19 protein-coding genes, 1 tRNA gene and 1 pseudogene are annotated in these 15400 nt (G+C 63.6%); 14 read left to right on the forward strand and 7 right to left on the reverse strand.

Annotation, left to right across the window (positions count from 1 at the left end; translation table 11 throughout):
• Positions 1 to 11: 11 nt before the first annotated feature.
• From JQ597_RS21095 to JQ597_RS21120, 6 genes are all read left to right on the forward strand, one after another.
• On the forward strand, positions 12 to 872 hold the full coding sequence (locus tag JQ597_RS21095) for a MaoC family dehydratase (RefSeq protein ID WP_212266126.1): 861 nt from the start codon (positions 12 to 14) through the stop codon (positions 870 to 872).
• Positions 873 to 1016: 144 nt separating this feature from the next.
• The gene (locus JQ597_RS21100; protein ID WP_212266127.1) at positions 1017 to 1895 is read left to right on the forward strand and encodes an SDR family oxidoreductase; all 879 of its coding nucleotides are present in this window, start codon (positions 1017 to 1019) and stop codon (positions 1893 to 1895) included.
• Positions 1896 to 1923: 28 nt separating this feature from the next.
• Positions 1924 to 2376: a GNAT family N-acetyltransferase gene (locus tag JQ597_RS21105; RefSeq protein WP_212266128.1), complete on the forward strand. Its 453-nt coding sequence runs from the start codon at positions 1924 to 1926 to the stop codon at positions 2374 to 2376.
• Between the two features lie 72 nt (positions 2377 to 2448).
• On the forward strand, positions 2449 to 3402 hold the full coding sequence (locus tag JQ597_RS21110) for a dihydrodipicolinate synthase family protein (RefSeq protein WP_212266129.1): 954 nt from the start codon (positions 2449 to 2451) through the stop codon (positions 3400 to 3402).
• Between the two features lie 4 nt (positions 3403 to 3406).
• Positions 3407 to 4231, forward strand: a complete 825-nt coding sequence (locus tag JQ597_RS21115) for an NUDIX hydrolase (protein WP_212266130.1) — start codon at positions 3407 to 3409, stop codon at positions 4229 to 4231.
• 95 nt (positions 4232 to 4326) lie between these two features.
• Positions 4327 to 5244 carry a DMT family transporter gene (locus tag JQ597_RS21120; RefSeq protein ID WP_212266131.1) on the forward strand — a complete coding sequence of 306 codons (918 nt, stop codon included), beginning with the start codon at positions 4327 to 4329 and terminating at the stop codon, positions 5242 to 5244.
• Between the two features lies 1 nt (position 5245).
• Here the strand turns inward: JQ597_RS21120 and JQ597_RS21125 are convergent, their stop codons facing one another.
• The gene (locus JQ597_RS21125) at positions 5246 to 5668 is read right to left on the reverse strand and encodes a nuclear transport factor 2 family protein (protein ID WP_212266132.1); all 423 of its coding nucleotides are present in this window, start codon (positions 5666 to 5668) and stop codon (positions 5246 to 5248) included.
• Positions 5669 to 5737: 69 nt separating this feature from the next.
• On the opposite strand from JQ597_RS21125, the gene JQ597_RS21130 reads away from it, so the two are divergent.
• The 3 genes from JQ597_RS21130 to JQ597_RS21140 all read left to right on the forward strand — a co-directional run bounded on the left by JQ597_RS21130 (position 5738) and on the right by JQ597_RS21140 (position 9827).
• Positions 5738 to 6508 (forward strand): helix-turn-helix transcriptional regulator, encoded by a 771-nt coding sequence (locus JQ597_RS21130; protein WP_212266133.1) that lies wholly within the window; start codon positions 5738 to 5740, stop codon positions 6506 to 6508.
• A 270-nt stretch (positions 6509 to 6778) separates the two neighbouring features.
• On the forward strand, positions 6779 to 9460 hold the full coding sequence (locus JQ597_RS21135; RefSeq protein ID WP_212266134.1) for a PAS domain S-box protein: 2682 nt from the start codon (positions 6779 to 6781) through the stop codon (positions 9458 to 9460).
• A 16-nt stretch (positions 9461 to 9476) separates the two neighbouring features.
• Complete coding sequence (locus JQ597_RS21140; RefSeq protein WP_212266135.1) at positions 9477 to 9827, forward strand: cupin domain-containing protein; 351 nt, start codon at positions 9477 to 9479, stop codon at positions 9825 to 9827.
• Positions 9828 to 9853: 26 nt separating this feature from the next.
• Here JQ597_RS21140 and JQ597_RS21145 read toward each other — a convergent pair whose 3' ends face one another.
• A complete protein-coding gene (locus JQ597_RS21145; RefSeq protein WP_192733799.1) occupies positions 9854 to 10201 on the reverse strand; it encodes a GrlR family regulatory protein in 348 nt (115 codons plus the stop codon).
• A gap of 256 nt (positions 10202 to 10457) precedes the next feature.
• Between JQ597_RS21145 and JQ597_RS21150 the strand changes: the two genes are divergently transcribed.
• Complete coding sequence (locus tag JQ597_RS21150) at positions 10458 to 10874, forward strand: hypothetical protein (RefSeq protein WP_249148075.1); 417 nt, start codon at positions 10458 to 10460, stop codon at positions 10872 to 10874.
• Between the two features lie 9 nt (positions 10875 to 10883).
• Here the strand turns inward: JQ597_RS21150 and JQ597_RS21155 are convergent, their stop codons facing one another.
• The gene (locus JQ597_RS21155) at positions 10884 to 11267 is read right to left on the reverse strand and encodes a VOC family protein (protein ID WP_192733798.1); all 384 of its coding nucleotides are present in this window, start codon (positions 11265 to 11267) and stop codon (positions 10884 to 10886) included.
• Positions 11268 to 11621: 354 nt separating this feature from the next.
• On the opposite strand from JQ597_RS21155, the gene JQ597_RS21160 reads away from it, so the two are divergent.
• Positions 11622 to 12104, forward strand: coding sequence for a hypothetical protein (locus JQ597_RS21160; RefSeq protein ID WP_249148077.1), 483 nt, complete (start codon positions 11622 to 11624; stop codon positions 12102 to 12104).
• A gap of 97 nt (positions 12105 to 12201) precedes the next feature.
• Positions 12202 to 12675: a hypothetical protein gene (locus JQ597_RS21165; protein WP_249133835.1), complete on the forward strand. Its 474-nt coding sequence runs from the start codon at positions 12202 to 12204 to the stop codon at positions 12673 to 12675.
• A 56-nt stretch (positions 12676 to 12731) separates the two neighbouring features.
• On the opposite strand, the gene JQ597_RS21170 is transcribed toward JQ597_RS21165, so the two are convergent.
• The 3 genes from JQ597_RS21170 to JQ597_RS21180 all read right to left on the reverse strand — a co-directional run bounded on the left by JQ597_RS21170 (position 12732) and on the right by JQ597_RS21180 (position 13563).
• A complete protein-coding gene (locus JQ597_RS21170; RefSeq protein WP_409363289.1) occupies positions 12732 to 13121 on the reverse strand; it encodes a hypothetical protein in 390 nt (129 codons plus the stop codon).
• A gap of 57 nt (positions 13122 to 13178) precedes the next feature.
• Positions 13179 to 13255 (reverse strand) — tRNA-Arg (locus JQ597_RS21175).
• Positions 13256 to 13308: 53 nt separating this feature from the next.
• Positions 13309 to 13563, reverse strand: a complete 255-nt coding sequence (locus JQ597_RS21180) for a hypothetical protein (protein WP_212266138.1) — start codon at positions 13561 to 13563, stop codon at positions 13309 to 13311.
• Between the two features lie 233 nt (positions 13564 to 13796).
• On the opposite strand from JQ597_RS21180, the gene JQ597_RS21185 reads away from it, so the two are divergent.
• A complete protein-coding gene (locus JQ597_RS21185) occupies positions 13797 to 14243 on the forward strand; it encodes a hypothetical protein (protein ID WP_212266139.1) in 447 nt (148 codons plus the stop codon).
• A 40-nt stretch (positions 14244 to 14283) separates the two neighbouring features.
• Here JQ597_RS21185 and JQ597_RS21190 read toward each other — a convergent pair.
• Positions 14284 to 14460 (reverse strand): annotated as a pseudogene (locus tag JQ597_RS21190) (S-(hydroxymethyl)glutathione dehydrogenase); the annotation flags it as partial.
• A 63-nt stretch (positions 14461 to 14523) separates the two neighbouring features.
• Here JQ597_RS21190 and JQ597_RS21195 point away from each other — a divergent pair.
• Positions 14524 to 15399 carry a DMT family transporter gene (locus JQ597_RS21195; protein WP_212266140.1) on the forward strand — a complete coding sequence of 292 codons (876 nt, stop codon included), beginning with the start codon at positions 14524 to 14526 and terminating at the stop codon, positions 15397 to 15399.
• The last annotated feature ends 1 nt before the right edge of the window (position 15400 follow it).

Raw genomic sequence — 15400 nt, forward strand, 5'->3', positions numbered from 1 at the left:
GACGCGCGAAGATGCCGATCAAGTATGAAGAGCTGATGGCCCTGAAAAATCTCGGCCAGAAATACGCCTACACCGACCGCGAGGTGATGCTCTACGCCTATGGCATCGGGATGGGCGCCGATCCGATGGACGAGAAGGAGCTGGCCTTCGTCAACGAGGGCACGCTGACGCCGCGTCCGCTGAAGGTGGTGCCGACGTTCGCCTCGGTGGCGGCCTGGGGGGCGGGTCCCGGCGAGATGAATCTCAATCGCGTGATGGTGGTCGACGGCGAGCGCGACATCACCTTCCACAAGCCGCTGCCCGGCGCGGCGCATATCACGGCCGACTCGACCGTGCTCGACGTGTTCGACAAGGGCAAGGACAAGGGCGCGGTGATCCGCCACCAGACCGTGCTTAGGGACGAGAAGGGCGAGAAGCTTGCGACACTGGTCGCCTCGCGTTTCGCGCGCGGCGATGGCGGGTTCGGCGGGCCGTCCGAAGGCCAGCCCGAGCCGCACAAGGTGCCAAGCCGAGCGCCCGACAAGATCGTCGATATTTCCACGCGCCCGGATCAGGCGCTGGTCTATCGTCTGTGTGGTGACCGCAACCCGCTGCACAGCGATCCCGAATTCGCCAGGAAGGCCGGTTTCCCAAAACCGATCCTGCACGGCATGTGCACCTACGGCATCACCTGCCGCGGCGTGCTGCAGACCTATGCCGATTATGACTCGTCCGCCTTCCGGCAGCACGCGGCGCGATTCTCCTCGCCGGTCTATCCCGGCGAGACCGTGACGATGGAATTGTGGAAGGACGGCAACGTCGTTTCGTTCGAAGCCAAGGTGAAAGCGCGGGGCGTGACCGTCATCAAGAGCGGCAAGACGGTGCTGGGATAAGAGGTCTCGTGCCCCGGACGCAGCGCAGCGCGAAAGCGGTGCGCTGCAGAGCCGGAGCCCATGCATCCATAGGTCCCGGCTCTGCGGAGCGTCACTTCGTGCCGCACCGCGTCCGGGACACGAGAAACAAAAAGGAGAACCACCATGGGATTACTCGACGGCAAGGTCGCGCTCATCACCGGTGCGGGCGGCGGGCTGGGTGAGGCCTACGCCAAATTGTTCGCGCGCGAAGGGGCGGCGGTCGTGGTCAACGATCTCGGCGGTCCCCGCGACGGCTCCGGCGGCGACCAGTCCATGGCGCAGAAGGTGGTCGAGGCGATCAAGGCCGAGGGCGGCCGCGCGGTCGCCAACGGTGCCGACATCTCGACCATGGCTGGTGGTCAGTCGGTGTTCGACGACGCCATCAAGAATTTCGGCCGCGCCGACATCCTGGTGAACAACGCCGGCATTCTGCTCGACGAGACTTTCGCCAAGGCCAACGAGGCCAACTGGGACAAGGTGCTGAGGGTGCACCTCAAAGGCACCTTCTGCTGCACCCAGCCGGTGTTCAAATGGATGCGCGAGAACGGCGGCGGCGTCATCGTCAACACGTCCTCGACCTCGGGCCTGATCGGCAATTTCGGCCAGACCAATTACGGCGCCGCCAAGGGCGGTATCTGGGGACTGTCGAATGTGCTGGCGATCGAGGGCCGCAAATACAATATCCGGATCTGGACGCTCGCTCCGGGTGCGCTAACCCGCATGACCGCGGACCTGCCGCGCTACATCGAGAACCCAAAGGCGGCCCTTGGGCCCGACGGCATCGCGCCGGCGGTGCTCTACATGGTCAGCGATTTGTCGGGCGACCAGACCGGCAAGACGCTCGGTGTTTCCGGTCCCCGCGGCGTCCGCGAGATGCGGATGATGGAAATGGAAGGCTGGAAGCCGCCGGGCGAGGCCTGGAAGGCGCAGGATATCGTCGAGCACGCCAAGGAGATCTTCTTCTCCGAGGAACAGATCAAGATGGGCGCGCGTCGCTTCTGACGCTCGTCCCATCCCCGAAGGAGGCGCTATGCTCGCACTTCGGCCCGCCCGTCCCGAGGAAGCGCCGGCACTTACCGAATTGTGCCTGCGCTCGAAGGCCGTCTGGGGCTATGACGCGGCCTTCATGCAGGCTTGCCGAAGGGAGCTGACGATGACGCCTGCGGCCATCATGTCATCCCGTGTGCAGGTCGCTGAAGTCGATGGCCGTCTCGCCGGCGTTGCCGAGGTAAAATCCGAAGGCGATGTCGCGCAGCTCGAAAGGCTGTTTGTCGAACCGGGCATGCTTCGCGCCGGCACCGGCCGACAGCTGCTCGATTGGGCCAAGGCCACGGCACGCGCCGCCGGGGCCACGACAATGCTGATCGAGGCCGATCCGGACGCGGCCCCGTTCTACCGCCGCATGGGGGCGGTCGACGATGGCGTTGTTCCATCCGGCTCGATCCCCGGCAGGTTCATTCCCAGGCTCAATCTCTCGCTTTGAGACATCAGCCAGTAGGTGGTATCACTGGATCAAGGGATACCGCTCGCTCACTCCTAACTACGGAAATTGACCATGAAGCTCACCGCCCAGGCCGCAGGCACCTTTGCGATTGCGCCGACCCCGTTTCACGATGACGGCCGCATCGACGAGAAATCGATCGACCGCCTGACCGACTTCTATGCCGAAGTCGGCTGCGACGGCGTCACCGTGCTCGGCATTTTGGGCGAAGCGCCGAAGCTCGACGCTGATGAAGCCGAGCAGGTCGCGATCCGCTTCGTCAAGCGCGCCAAGAACATGCAGATCATCGTCGGCGTCTCCGCGCCGGGCTTTGCTACCATGCGCTCGCTGGCGAAGGCGTCGATGGATGCGGGCGCTGCCGGCGTGATGATCGCGCCGCCGCCCCATTTGCGGACCGACGACCAGATCACGGGCTATTTCAAGCAGGCGCAGGAAGCCATCGGCGATGACATTCCCTGGGTGCTGCAGGATTATCCGCTGACGCTCAACGTCGTGTTCACGCCCGCTGTGATCCGCAAGATCGTGATGGATTCGCCGTCCTGCGTGATGCTCAAGCATGAGGACTGGCCGGGGCTGGAGAAGATTTCGACGCTGCGCGGCTTCCAGAAGGACGGCTCGCTGAAGCCGATGTCCATTCTCGTCGGCAATGGCGGCATGTTCCTCGATTTCGAGATGGAGCGCGGCGCCGATGGCGCGATGACCGGCTACGCCTTCCCGGAATTGCTGATCGATGTCGTCAAACTGCAAAAGGCGGGCAAGCGCGACGCCGCGCACGATCTGTTCGACGCGCATCTGCCGCTGATCCGTTACGAGCAGCAGCCGGGCGCCGGTCTCGCCGTGCGCAAATATGTGCTGCAGAAGCGCGGCGTGATTGCCTCCAGCGCGCAGCGCAAGCCGGGAGCGACCATCACCGCGACGGCAAAGGCCGAAGTCGAATATCTGCTGTCGCGGGTGGCGCGGGTCGATCGCCGCGCCAATCTGCAACCGCAATCCAGCGCGGCGGGTTGATCCGATGACCGAACCCGCCAAAGCACCGCGCCCTGCGTCCACCATCCTGTTGCTGCGCGACGCCACGGCGCAGAAGGGCGACGGCAAGAGCCGCGCCGAAATCGAGGTCTTCATGATGGTTCGCCATTATGAGATCGACTTCAATTCCGGCGCGCTGGTGTTTCCCGGCGGCAGCGTCGACAAGGGCGACCAGGAGATCATCGCGGCGCCTGAACTATATTCGGGCGGCGAGGGGCTCGACGAGGCCACGCTCAGCTTCCGCATCGCGGCGATCCGCGAGACCTTTGAGGAGAGCGGCATCCTGCTGGCGCGGCCGAAGGGATCGAAGACGCTGGTCGACGCCGTCAGGGCCAGCGAGATCGAGACCGCACATCGCGCCGATCTCTGCGACAGCAAGATCAGCTTCCTGAAAGTTCTGACCGACAACGGCATGGTGCTGGCGCTCGATGAACTCGTGCCCTATGCGCACTGGATCACCCCGGAAGGCATGCCGAAGCGTTTTGATACCTGGTTCTTCCTCGCCGCCGCACCGCCCGAACAGGTCGGCGCCCATGACGGCAAGGAATCCACCGATTCAATCTGGGTGTCGCCGCGCGAGGCGCTGGAAGGCGGCGAGACCGGCCGCTTCAAGCTGCCGTTTCCGACCACGCGCAACCTGATCAAGCTCGGCAAACAGGACAGCGTGCAGGCCGCGCTCGAGGATTCCAGAGGCAAGTCCGTCGTCACGGTGACGCCGATCATGACCAGGAACAATGGTGGCCGTCAGCTGCGTATCCCGCTCGAGGCCGGCTATGACGGCGACGTGTTCGAGGTCGGCTCGGTCGGTTGAGGCACGCATGCACACTTCGGTGATGAACGAAGTATCGTAAGGTCTGCAGTCTGTAATGTCCGGCCCTGGCATGGATCAGGACCGGAATCACCGACATGGGCGAAAGCCAACCGCAGCACCGGGGGATCGTGGGCGAACTGGGGCTGCTTCTCCTGCTCGCGACGCTATGGGGCGCGTCGTACACGTTCCTGAAAGTAGCCGTGGAGACGATCCCGCCGATCACGCTGATCGCGGGCCGTACGTTGATTGCGGGGCTGCTGCTGGTTGCGATCATGCACTGGCGCGGAGTGAAATTGCCGACCGACGCTGCGAACTGGCGCCGCTTCCTGTTCCAGGCCTGCCTCAACAGCGTCATTCCCTGGACCATGGTGGCCTGGGGCTCGCAGGCGCTGGACGCCGGCGTCGCCACCATCCTCAATTCGACCGCGCCGATATTCACGTTCATCCTGACAGTTGCCGTGACCCGTCATGAACCGGTGACGTCGCGCAAGCTGATCGGCGTCATCGCAGGGATGGCGGGCATCTGCCTGATCGTTGGCGTGCAGGCGCTGGCCGGCCTTGGCCAGCAACTGATCGCGCAGATCGTCTGCGTGCTTGCCGCGGTCTGCTACGCGGGCGCGGCGATTCTCGGCCGCAATTTCAAAGGGCTCGATCCGATGGCGCCGGCGGCGGGATCGCTGCTCTGTGGCGCCGCGATCCTGATTCCACTCAGTCTCGTTGTCGACCGTCCCTGGACGCTGGCGCCGTCGATGCATTCGCTGCTGGCGCTGCTCGCAATCGCCGTGTTCTCGACCGCGCTCGCGTTCGTCATTTACTTCCGCCTGATCCAGACGCTCGGATCAGTCGGCGCCACCGCGCAGGCCTATCTGCGCGTGCCCATTGGTGTGGCGTTCGGCGTGACCTTCCTCGGCGAGCAATTGAGCTCGACGGTATGGATCGGGTTAGCATGTGTGGTTGTCGGCGTTGCCGCGATGACGATCCCGGCGCGGAGGACGAAACCGGTGCCGGCGTAGCTCACGCGAGATAGGCGTCGACCGCCGCCTGGTCCTGGTCCCAGACCCAGCATTCCCCCAGCAACCCATCGCGCACGGCATAGACCAGCAGCCGTTCGAATTCCGCCGCCTTGCCGTCGCGCTCAAAGCGCTCGCGCACCAGCAGCGCACCGCGCTCGGGGCCGGCCATGATGTCGACGATGCCGAGCAATTTTCGGCTGGTGCGGCGGGTGACCTCGGCCAGGATCGCGAGCGCGGCCATCTTGCCCCTGTGGTCGCCGGCGAGCGGGTTGCGGCCGAAATAGTGCAGCGTGAAATCGTCGTGGTAGCAGGCGGCCAACGCCGCCCGGTCGCCGGCAAGCCAGGCGCGCGCGTAGCGCGTCACGGCCTCTCGGTTGCGCTCGATCGCGGCTTGGCTGTCGGTCTCATCAGGCTTATCTGTCATCGTGCTGGGTCCTGTTGCGGTCCGGCACCCTAAATTCGCCTGAACCATCCGGGCTTTCAGAAACTGGCTATGCGCGCAATCGGCGAGGCGAAATTGTTGGGGTGGGGCGCCCGCGTGCTCTATCTCGGCCCGGCCTTCGGATTGACGCCGCACCGCAATGCGACCGCCGTACTTGCCATCGGCCTCGATGCGGCGCTGGAAGTGGCCGACGACCCCACGGACACCGCGACCGACTATCGTTCCACCCGTAGCGTATTGATATTGCCCAACAGCCTGCATCATCTGCGGATCGCGCGCGGGCGCATGGCGTTCCTCTATGTCGACCCGCTCGGACGCGACCTCAAGGCATTGCTGGCGCGAATGACGGATACGCGCGCGCGAGCGGCGTTTGAACTGCGGGAAGAATCCGCGGTGATCGAGATCATGACCGGCCTTGCCGAAGACCGCATCGCGGCGCGCGACGGATGTTTGTCGCTCAGCGAACTGCTGGGCGTGGGCACGGGCACCAAAGCCAACGCACGGATTTCGGCGGCGCTGCGGCTGATGCGGGACGAGCCGCACCGGGCGCACCGCCTGACGGAGTTGGCGGAACATGCGGGCCTGTCAGCATCGCGATTCCTGCATCTGTTCAAGGCGGAGACCGGCGTGCCGCTCCGGCGCTACCGGATCTGGATCCGGATGGGCGCTGCGGTGCGCGCCTGCGGCGAGGGCTCATCGTTGACGGAAGCCGCCCACGCCGCCGGCTTTGCCAGTTCGGCGCATTTCAGCAGCGCCTTTCGGGACATGTTCGGCATGATGCCGTCCGACCTGCTGAAAGCCTTGCGGCCCGTGGACGGTTAAGGGAGGGGCCAAGGAGGTCAAAGGAGGCCGGCATCACGCCGACCGAGGCTCGAGATCTGGCCATTTTGCCGCACTGGCCAAAGCCCCCGCCGCGGCTGGAATCCCGTATTGGAGCAGCCAGGACCGGGGAGTGTGACGCCGGCGTGACCCCCGGGGAGCCTCGGATCACCGCCCGGCCGGTCTGGCCGGCTTCGCGAGCTATTTCAGCATGTTCCCCACGACCCGAATAACGTCGTATATTGCGGCCGATAGGAGCCCGGCCTCAATAACATGACCTCTGAATTGCCGCCGAATTCGCCAATGACGCGATCGTTCTCGTTGTCGATCGGCCAGCTGACATTCGGCAGTTTCATGCTGGTGCTGGCGGTGATTATCATCACCTCCACCGCCAGCGTCATAGCCATCCGCCACATCGATGCGACCTTCGGCGAGCTGCAGCGGCTGCAAAGCGTCGGCGACCTCGCCGAGGATATCGACCGGCGCATGAACGAGTTGCGTCTGGCGGCCCGGGATTTCGTCACCGACCCCGGCACCCAATCGGTCCAGGTCGGCGAGGCGGCGACCTCGCTCGGCGAGGTCCTGAAGAAAACCCGGCTGGAGCTTGCTCCCGAACAGCAGGACATGATCGACGGCGTCACCGAGCGCCTGTCGACCTACCGCAGCGGCATCGAACGTATTTCTGCCCTGATCAACCGCCGCGCGGAGCTGATTGTCGGGCTGCCGCCGCTGCGCGAGAAATTCGATGCCGCGATCGCCGACACCCCCGATCCACTGATCGCGTCGGCCCTGTTTCAGACCCAAAGCCAGATTACCTCGGCTTTGCTGGCGCGAAATCCCTCCGCCGCCGAACTGGCGGCGCAAAGCATGCGCTCGATGACGATGGCCGAGCCGAAGCTTCGCGCGGCCGTCGATGATTATGCCCTCGCGATTATCAACATCTCGACCCGCGAGCGGCAGATATCCGACATCGACAAGGAGGTCTTGGGCGCGGAGGGCCGCCTGATCCAGCGCGTCACCGAATTGTTGCGCGAGGTCAGCGCGCGTCGCGGCCATGTGTTGTCCCGCGATTTCGCCCGGACGCTGACGGAAGCAAAATGGCAGAGCATCGTGCTCGGCACCGCCGGTGTCCTGATCGGGCTGTTCGCCTCGCTGCTGGTGGTCAGGCGCACGGTGCGTCCGCTCGCGACGATCGCAACCTCGATCCGCAAGGTGGCCGGCGGCGAAAAGAACACCTCGATCCCGCAGACCGATGTCGACAACGAAATCGGCGATATCGCGCGAGCCGCCGAAGTGTTTCGCCAGACGCTGGTCGATGCCGACGCGGCGCGCGAGGCGGCGGTACGCGCGCTGGCCGAACAGCGTCTCGCCGAGGAAAGCTATCGAAAATTGTTCGAGGCGTCGGTGGACGGAATCTACGTAACCACGCCCGGAGGCGCACTGCTCAACGCCAACCCGGCGCTGGCGCGGATGATGGGTTACGCCACGCCGCAGGATCTGATCAACGGCCTCGGCGACGTCTCCGAATCCGTCTATGTCGATCCGCAGGCGCGGGTTGAATATGAGCGGCTGATGGAACGCGACGGCATGGTACGCGAGTACGAATACCAGGTTCGCGCGCGCGACGGGACGGTGCTCTGGCTCTCGGACAGCGCCAGCGCCGTGCGCAACGAGGATGGCGAACTGGTCCGTTACGAGGGAACGGTCCGCGACATCACCGACCAAAAACGGGCCGAGGACGCGATCGCCGAAGGCCGCCGTTTGCTGCAGCAGGTGATCGATACCGTGCCCGCGGTGATCAACGTCAAGGACAAGCAGCTCCGCTATCTCCTGATGAACCGCTACATGGCCGGTATTTTTGGCATCGAGCCTGGGGAAGCCATCGGTCGCACCACGGCCGACCTGATGTCACGCTATGGCGCGGCGAAGACCGATGAGCCGGACAAGCGGGTGTTGGCCGGCGGCAGCGAACTCGGCTTCTATGAGGAAGAGTACAAGGATTCCACGGGCAATATGCGGCAATGGCTGGTCAACAAGCTGCCGCTACTGGACGCGTCGGGCGAGATCGAGAACATCGTCACGGTCGCGCTCGACATCGGCGAGCGCAAGCGCGTCGAACTCGAGATGCGCAAGGCCAAGGACGCCGCGGAAGGCGCGCTGCGAAATTTGCGGGAAACGCAGAATTCGCTGATTGAAGCCGAAAAACTCGCAGCCCTCGGGCGGCTGGTGGCGGGCGTCGCGCACGAGGTCAACAATCCCGTTGGCATTAGTCTCACGGTCGCCTCCGCGCTGGAGCGCAAGGCGGCGAATTTCACCGCCGAGGTGGCGCGTGGCGAGCTGCGGCGTTCCAGTTTGACCGATTTTCTCGAAACCAGTCGCGACGCGTCATCGCAACTCGTCGCCAATCTGAATCGCGCCGCCGAACTGATCCAGTCGTTCAAGCAGGTCGCCGCCGACCGCAACTATTCCGACCAGCGCAGCTTCGATCTTGGCGATCTCACCGAGCAGGTGGTGATGAGCTTGCGGCCGGGCCTTCGCAAACACAATCTGACGCTCAATGTCGATTGCCAGCCTAACCTGACGATGAACAGCTATCCCGGGCCCTACGGACAGGTGCTGACCAATCTGTTTCTCAATTCGGTGGCGCACGCGTTCCCTGACGGCAAGCCGGGCACGGTCGATATCCAGGTGCGCGAGTCAGGCAAGGACAATGTCGAGGTTCTGTTTTCCGACAATGGATGCGGCATGACCCTCGACGTTCGTCGCCGCGCGTTCGATCCGTTCTTCACGACACGGCGCGACCAGGGCGGCACCGGGCTTGGCCTGCACATCGTCTACAGCATCGTGACCAACCGGTTAGGCGGGCGGCTCGACCTTGATTCGGAGCCGGGAGGCGGCACGCGGATCCAGATGATCCTGCCGCGCATCGCGCCGCTCGAAATGGCGGCGGAGTAGCAATCAGGTACCATCGATGAGCAATGGAATTGATTTGTCGGAGAAGCTGTCCACATTCTCCGAGCACTGGTCGCCACGCACGGTTACGCAGTTCAACAATTGCGACGTCATGGTTGTGAAAGTGAAAGGTGAATTCGTCTGGCACAAGCACGATGACACGGATGATTTCTTTCTCGTGAAGGGCGTGCTGGATATTCAGCTGCGCGATCGAACGATCACGCTCGGGTCGGGGCAGATGTATGTGGTGCCCAAGGGCGTCGAGCATCGGCCCGTTGCGAGGGAAGAGGTCCATCTACTGTTGATCGAGCCCACCGGCACGCCCAACACCGGCGATGCTGCAACAGCCGCACCGCGCAGGAGGGTGTGATATTCTACCGATGAGCGGCGGTTAGCCTAGTTGGTATCGGCCAGCTTGCGCAGCGTGGCGCCGAAAATCTGGCTGGCTTTGCCGACCAGCGCCGTCCCGTTCATGGTTCCGCGCGTATCGGTGAAGGTGCCGGATACGCCAATGCCGACGGGGGCCGGCCCGCCGAACAGCGGATTGGCATCGGGGCTCGACGTGTGACGCTGCACCAGCACCTCGCCCTTGAAGGTATCGCCCTTCACGGTGTAGCTGCCGGTGTAAAACAGATAGGCATCGCCGCCGAGGATCTGGCCATCCCGGAACAGAATCACACCGCTGCCCTTGCCGGATCGCCCGTCCAGCAGGCTGACGTGGATCGAATACAGACCGTTCTTCATGACGTCCCAATCCCGGCCTCCGCGCCCACGGAACCCGGTTATCTTTTATGCCAAAGCGGAACCCGCGGCGTCAACGTGGCAGGCCGCAAAATACCGGCCGCAAATATACTGGCGCGAGCCCAACGCCGCCATGACACGAGGATGACTGGCGGCGGGTTCCGAATCAGGTTGGCCCGCGAAATGCATCGCCTGTTGCGCACCGGCCGGTGGGTGTGGAGCAACAGACAGGTGAGCAACTGGATCAATTCCGGCGGCCATGCGCCGCGTCTTACCACCGAATGACAACCGCGGAACTCCGGGCAACCGCCATGCGGGCTGGCGAAAGACACTGCTGAGATCGGGTGTCGTGGCGCTGTGGGCGATTGCCGCGCAGGTCGGGCATACGCGCGATCTGGACGGCCGTTACGCCCCTTCGCCGCTCAAGGAATGGTTCGACTCCCTGAGAAGCGGGAAGGGGCCGTGTTGCTCCGATGCCGACGGCAGCGCAGTCAGCGATGTCGATTGGGAATCGAGCAACGGCCGTTACCGCGTGCGCATCGAGGGCGAATGGTTCGATGTGCCCGAAGACGCGGTGATTACGGAACCCAACCGCGTCGGCCGAACCATGGTGTGGCCGATTCGTGGCTACGCCGGATTGACCATCCGCTGCTTTATGCCGGGATCAATGACGTAGCGCGGTGGATCACGCGTATTTCTGGTCGCGCTCCAGCAGCTCGATGGAAATGCCCTGCGGTCCGCGGATGAAGCAGATGCGTACGCCGGGCCGGATCGTGGTCGGTGGCTTGGTAAACTCGACGCCCTTGGCCTTGATCTCGGCGGCGACGGCGTCGATGTCCTTTACCGTCAGCCCGAAATGATCGAGGCCTTGATACGGCGTCACCGGCGGCGTGTTGACGCCGTCTCCGGCCGCAACAGGGGCGATGAACACGTTGGCGCCGCCGAGCTTGACGTCGATCCTGCCTGGTCCGCGGACGATCTCGCCGCCCAGAATGTCGGCAAGCCAGGCTGCGGTCGCTTCCGGATCGGGACTGCGCAAATGGACATGGTCCCAAGTTACTGTCGGCATATTCGTCTCCCCCAAGCGTCTTCGCGGCTAGCATTGCAGCGCCGCCAATCTAGCGGCCGGCCGTCCGCAATTCCATCCCCTGTCGTGCACCTGGCACCGCAGAATTGTCGAGCTTGCGTGCAACCATTCGGGCCGTGGGTGATTATTGAGCTAGCGGCGGAACCGTACAGCGGCAGTCGTGTGAGAGGCCGTACGGTGTAACGCCCGTGGGGCCTTTTTCATGTGCGGGTGCGGCGACCGATATCGCCGCCGGGTGAGGGCATCGCCATGATGATCGCTGGACGGTCGTTCGGAGCCCCGCAAGCGCGACTGCTCGTTTTGCCGGCCATCGCAATCGCGGGATGCACGATCTGGATGATGCTTCCCGGACCGAGCGACGCCGAGGGCCACGCCACAGCGGAACCTCCCCCGACCACCTACGCGCAGAATGTATCCCTGGTCGAAGATGGGGCGGCTCCCGCCGCGAGTTCCTTGGCAAATCCGGACCAGATGGCGACGCCCGCCGCGGTGACCGCACCGTTGTCGATTGCGCCGGAATCGAAGTCGCCGATCGAGGGTTTGAGGATTTCCTCGCAATCATGGCGAAGGGGCGGCCTCGGCTCGAAGGCGCTCGTTACCTTCACGCTGCGTAACGCCAATGATTATCCGGTGAAGGATGTCGAAATTGCCTGTGCCTTTACCCGCAGGGACGGCAGCCATTTGACCGAGCGGCGGCGGGTGATCCCGGACACCGTGAACACCAGGAGCCGGAAGCACTATTCAAGTGTGCTGGTCGGCTTCGTCAATGTTAACGCAAACAAGGCGAAATGTGCGCTGGTGACGGCAAGTCGAACCTAGCGCTGCGAACCCAACCTTGCGAACCCGAAAATGTGATCGCCGCCGTTGAACCTTGGGGATGCCCCAGGAACTAATCACTATATCTCCAGTTAGGCGAATGAACCGCGCGAATGGTGCGGGGGGAGCCACGCCAATGCCCGTAGCGCGTTATTTCCTGTTTGTCGGCGCAGCGCTGCTCGCGTTGTTGTTCGCGCTCGATGCCTTTGCCCCACAACAGGTCGCCGTGGCCAGCAATTCGACAGGCTCGATCGACAAGACCGTGGTGCGGATCCGTTCCGACCAGAAGCCGCCGGAACGCGTGGTTTATGACATGAGCCTTCCCACCATTGTTCCGCCGGCTGTGACCACCCAGGTTGCGGCGGCTCCGGCTGCGCCGATTGCCGACATCAACGCCCAGGCTCGGGTGCGTGACACCTTTGCCCAGTTCGTACCGGCTGAAGCCAAGAAGGTTGAGCCGCAGGCTCCGCGCAAGCGCAAGGTCGCCAAGGCTCGCTCGGTTCAGCCGTCGCCGGTGCGCGTTGCCCAGCAGCAGCACTTTGGCTTTGGCTTATTCGGGAACAACACCTGGTAAGGGTCTCATGCGCCGCCTGCGACATGCGCCGCCCTCAGACCGGGCGGTTTTGACGGTTACCGTGGCAACTGCGGGATTTTATCGACAAAACGGTTGAAGCAGGTCAGCCGCTCGTCTTCCTCCTTCACGAACCGGCATTCACTGGCGCTCTTGGCGGCCGGCGGCTTGGGTTTCGGCTGCGGCGCATAGACGCCGTCATAGCAGGTCAGGCGTTCCTTTGTCGCGTCGTCGATATCCTGACAGGCTTGCAGCTTCTGCGCGATGGACAGGGGCTTGGCGGGCGCCGCCTTTGCCGACTTCTTCTCGGCAGGAGGTTTTTTCGACCCGACCTGCACCAGCGGTTTGTCGCCAACCGTCGGAGGAGGGGCCGGGTTCGCGGGGGCGGGCGTGGCAGTTCCCTGAGCAAACGCCGCGGCCGGATACAGGATCGCCAGCGCCAGGATCATCTTTCTCATATCAATCGCTCTCGAATGCGTGGTGGGCGGCCCGGCCTTGCGCCGAAATGGCGCACTCGGAGAGATTCGAACTCCCGACCCTCGGAATCGAAATCCGATGCTCTATCCAGCTGAGCTACGAGTGCCTGTAGCCCGCCCGATTATCAGACTTGTCCGGGCAGGGCCAGCAGCGGAACGTTTAGTAACAGGGGTGCCGGCCGCCCTGGCCGATGTAGGCGGCCGCGCCCTGGCGGCAGTGGTTGGTCGAGGGGCCGTCATAATAGGCAAAAGTGCCGGGCTGGGGGCCGGGCCCGTAATTGTGCAGGTAGCTGATCGGGTAGGGCAACGGCCAGTGCTGGCGGTGGTGCCGGTTATGGCGGGCGTCCGCCAGGCTCGGCGCCAGGGCCGCGGCAGCAAAGAGGGCGGCGGCGATTAAAGACTTGGCTTTGGGCATTTTGATTCTCCGGAAAATCCCACTGGAAACTAGACAGTTTTGGCCGGTTCGGGGGGAATTTTACGCAAAACGACAGGAAAAGCTCCGGAAAACTGGCGGAAGCTTGCCTATTTTTGGCCCCTAAAGGATGCTTAACGAAATCCCAACACAGTCCGGCCAAGGTTCTGCGGTGTGGTCTGGACCTCAAGGACCACCTTCCGCTTTGACAAGGCTATCTGGTTCCCAATCGACCCATGCGCATCACGTCCCTTGCCCTGCTGTCCCTCTCGGTTCTGGTCGCGACCCCGGCGCGGGCCGATCTGCACATCACGCGCGACCATGGCGGCTACGTCGAGGAATACAAGACGAAGTACAAGCGGATCCGCGAGCGCAAGGAACGCGTCATCATCGACGGCATCTGCAACTCGGCCTGCACACTGGTGTTCGGCATCGTGCCGATGAACAAGATCTGCGTGACGCCCAAGGCAAGCCTCGGCTTCCACCAGGCCTATTACGACAAGGCCTTCACCTTCGGCATCAAGGTCACGAGCTCCGACGGAACGTCGGACCTGATGTCCTATTATCCGGATACTGTGAAGGACTGGATCCGCCGCAATGGCGGGCTCACCACCGAGATGAAGAAGATCAAGAACGGTGGCGAGCTCTGGAAGATCGTCGATCCCTGTCCGGAAGCGTTTTGAACCGAGCGCAATCGCGCTGGCTGTGTGTCATCACCACTCCCTAAAACGTCACCACGCCACGGATCGATTCCCCGCGCTTCATCAGTTCGAACGCGTTGTTGATCTCGCTCAGCGGAATCACATGCGTGATCATCGGGTCGATCTGGATCTTGCCCTGCATGTACCAGTCGACGATCTTCGGCACGTCGGTGCGGCCGCGCGCGCCGCCGAACGCGGTGCGACGGATCCGCGCGATCAGTCCTTGCCGCATGGCATATGATCGGGCACTACGCTTTCGCAAATGAACCGTGACCTTGAAGATCTTGCCGCGCGGGCGGCGCCGGCGATTTTCGTCGTGCTGTGGAGCACAGGCTTCATCGCCACCAAATACGTCGTCAACAACGCCGATCCGTTGACCTATCTCGCGATCCGGATGGCGCTGGTGGTCGCCTTGATGGCTGGCATCGTCGCGATCGCACGGCCCCGCTGGCCGGATCGGATCGGCATCTTCCACAGCGCCGTCGCCGGCATTCTGGTGCACGGGTTCTATCTCGGCGGCACCGCGATTGCGATTGCGCATTCGATTCCCGCGGGGCTGTCCGCGCTGATCCCCGGCCTGCAGCCGATCCTGACCTCGACCATCGCCAACCGCTGGCTCGGTGAGCGCGTCACGGCCATTCAATGGGCCGGACTTTTGCTTGGGCTAGCGGGCGTGGTGCTGATCCTGCACAATCGGCCGATGAGCGGCGACGCGGGCTGGGGTTGGCTTGCCTCCGGCGTGTCGCTGATCAGCATTACGCTCGGCACGCTCTACCAGCGGCGGTACTGCAACGCGATCGACTGGCGTGCGGGCAATCTCGTGCAATACATCGCAGTTACGATCTTCTTCGGGCTCGGGGCATGGCTGTTCGAGAACAATGTGGTGCATTGGACCACGGAGTTCGTGCTCGCGCTGAGCTGGCTGGTCGTGGTGCTGTCGATCGGATCGATCGGGTTGTTGTACTGGCTGATCCGCCGCTCGGCCGCGACGTCGGTGGCGAGCCTGTTCTATCTGGTGCCGGCGGTGACGGCGCTGATGGCCTATGTGCTGTTTGGCGAGCAGCTCGATGGAATCGCGCTTGTCGGCATGACCGCGTGCGCGGCTGCGGTGTTTCTGGTCAACCGGCGCACTGCCTAGT

This window comes from Bradyrhizobium sp. AUGA SZCCT0177 (assembly GCF_018130125.1).
Lineage (GTDB): Bacteria > Pseudomonadota > Alphaproteobacteria > Rhizobiales > Xanthobacteraceae > Bradyrhizobium.

What these genes read in the sequence shown, in the direction of transcription:
- JQ597_RS21095 (WP_212266126.1), top strand. Translation starts at nt 12, where the DNA reads ATGCCGATCAAGTATGAAGAGCTGATGGCCCTGAAAAATCTCGGCCAG.
- JQ597_RS21100 (WP_212266127.1), top strand. Translation starts at nt 1,017, where the DNA reads ATGGGATTACTCGACGGCAAGGTCGCGCTCATCACCGGTGCGGGCGGC.
- JQ597_RS21105 (WP_212266128.1), top strand. Translation starts at nt 1,924, where the DNA reads ATGCTCGCACTTCGGCCCGCCCGTCCCGAGGAAGCGCCGGCACTTACC.
- JQ597_RS21110 (WP_212266129.1), top strand. Translation starts at nt 2,449, where the DNA reads ATGAAGCTCACCGCCCAGGCCGCAGGCACCTTTGCGATTGCGCCGACC.
- JQ597_RS21115 (WP_212266130.1), top strand. Translation starts at nt 3,407, where the DNA reads ATGACCGAACCCGCCAAAGCACCGCGCCCTGCGTCCACCATCCTGTTG.
- JQ597_RS21120 (WP_212266131.1), top strand. Translation starts at nt 4,327, where the DNA reads ATGGGCGAAAGCCAACCGCAGCACCGGGGGATCGTGGGCGAACTGGGG.
- JQ597_RS21125 (WP_212266132.1), bottom strand. Translation starts at nt 5,668, where the DNA reads ATGACAGATAAGCCTGATGAGACCGACAGCCAAGCCGCGATCGAGCGC.
- JQ597_RS21130 (WP_212266133.1), top strand. Translation starts at nt 5,738, where the DNA reads ATGCGCGCAATCGGCGAGGCGAAATTGTTGGGGTGGGGCGCCCGCGTG.
- JQ597_RS21135 (WP_212266134.1), top strand. Translation starts at nt 6,779, where the DNA reads ATGACCTCTGAATTGCCGCCGAATTCGCCAATGACGCGATCGTTCTCG.
- JQ597_RS21140 (WP_212266135.1), top strand. Translation starts at nt 9,477, where the DNA reads ATGAGCAATGGAATTGATTTGTCGGAGAAGCTGTCCACATTCTCCGAG.
- JQ597_RS21145 (WP_192733799.1), bottom strand. Translation starts at nt 10,201, where the DNA reads ATGAAGAACGGTCTGTATTCGATCCACGTCAGCCTGCTGGACGGGCGA.
- JQ597_RS21150 (WP_249148075.1), top strand. Translation starts at nt 10,458, where the DNA reads ATGCGCCGCGTCTTACCACCGAATGACAACCGCGGAACTCCGGGCAAC.
- JQ597_RS21155 (WP_192733798.1), bottom strand. Translation starts at nt 11,267, where the DNA reads ATGCCGACAGTAACTTGGGACCATGTCCATTTGCGCAGTCCCGATCCG.
- JQ597_RS21160 (WP_249148077.1), top strand. Translation starts at nt 11,622, where the DNA reads ATGATGCTTCCCGGACCGAGCGACGCCGAGGGCCACGCCACAGCGGAA.
- JQ597_RS21165 (WP_249133835.1), top strand. Translation starts at nt 12,202, where the DNA reads ATGAACCGCGCGAATGGTGCGGGGGGAGCCACGCCAATGCCCGTAGCG.
- JQ597_RS21170 (WP_409363289.1), bottom strand. Translation starts at nt 13,121, where the DNA reads ATGATCCTGGCGCTGGCGATCCTGTATCCGGCCGCGGCGTTTGCTCAG.
- JQ597_RS21180 (WP_212266138.1), bottom strand. Translation starts at nt 13,563, where the DNA reads ATGCCCAAAGCCAAGTCTTTAATCGCCGCCGCCCTCTTTGCTGCCGCG.
- JQ597_RS21185 (WP_212266139.1), top strand. Translation starts at nt 13,797, where the DNA reads ATGCGCATCACGTCCCTTGCCCTGCTGTCCCTCTCGGTTCTGGTCGCG.
- JQ597_RS21195 (WP_212266140.1), top strand. Translation starts at nt 14,524, where the DNA reads ATGAACCGTGACCTTGAAGATCTTGCCGCGCGGGCGGCGCCGGCGATT.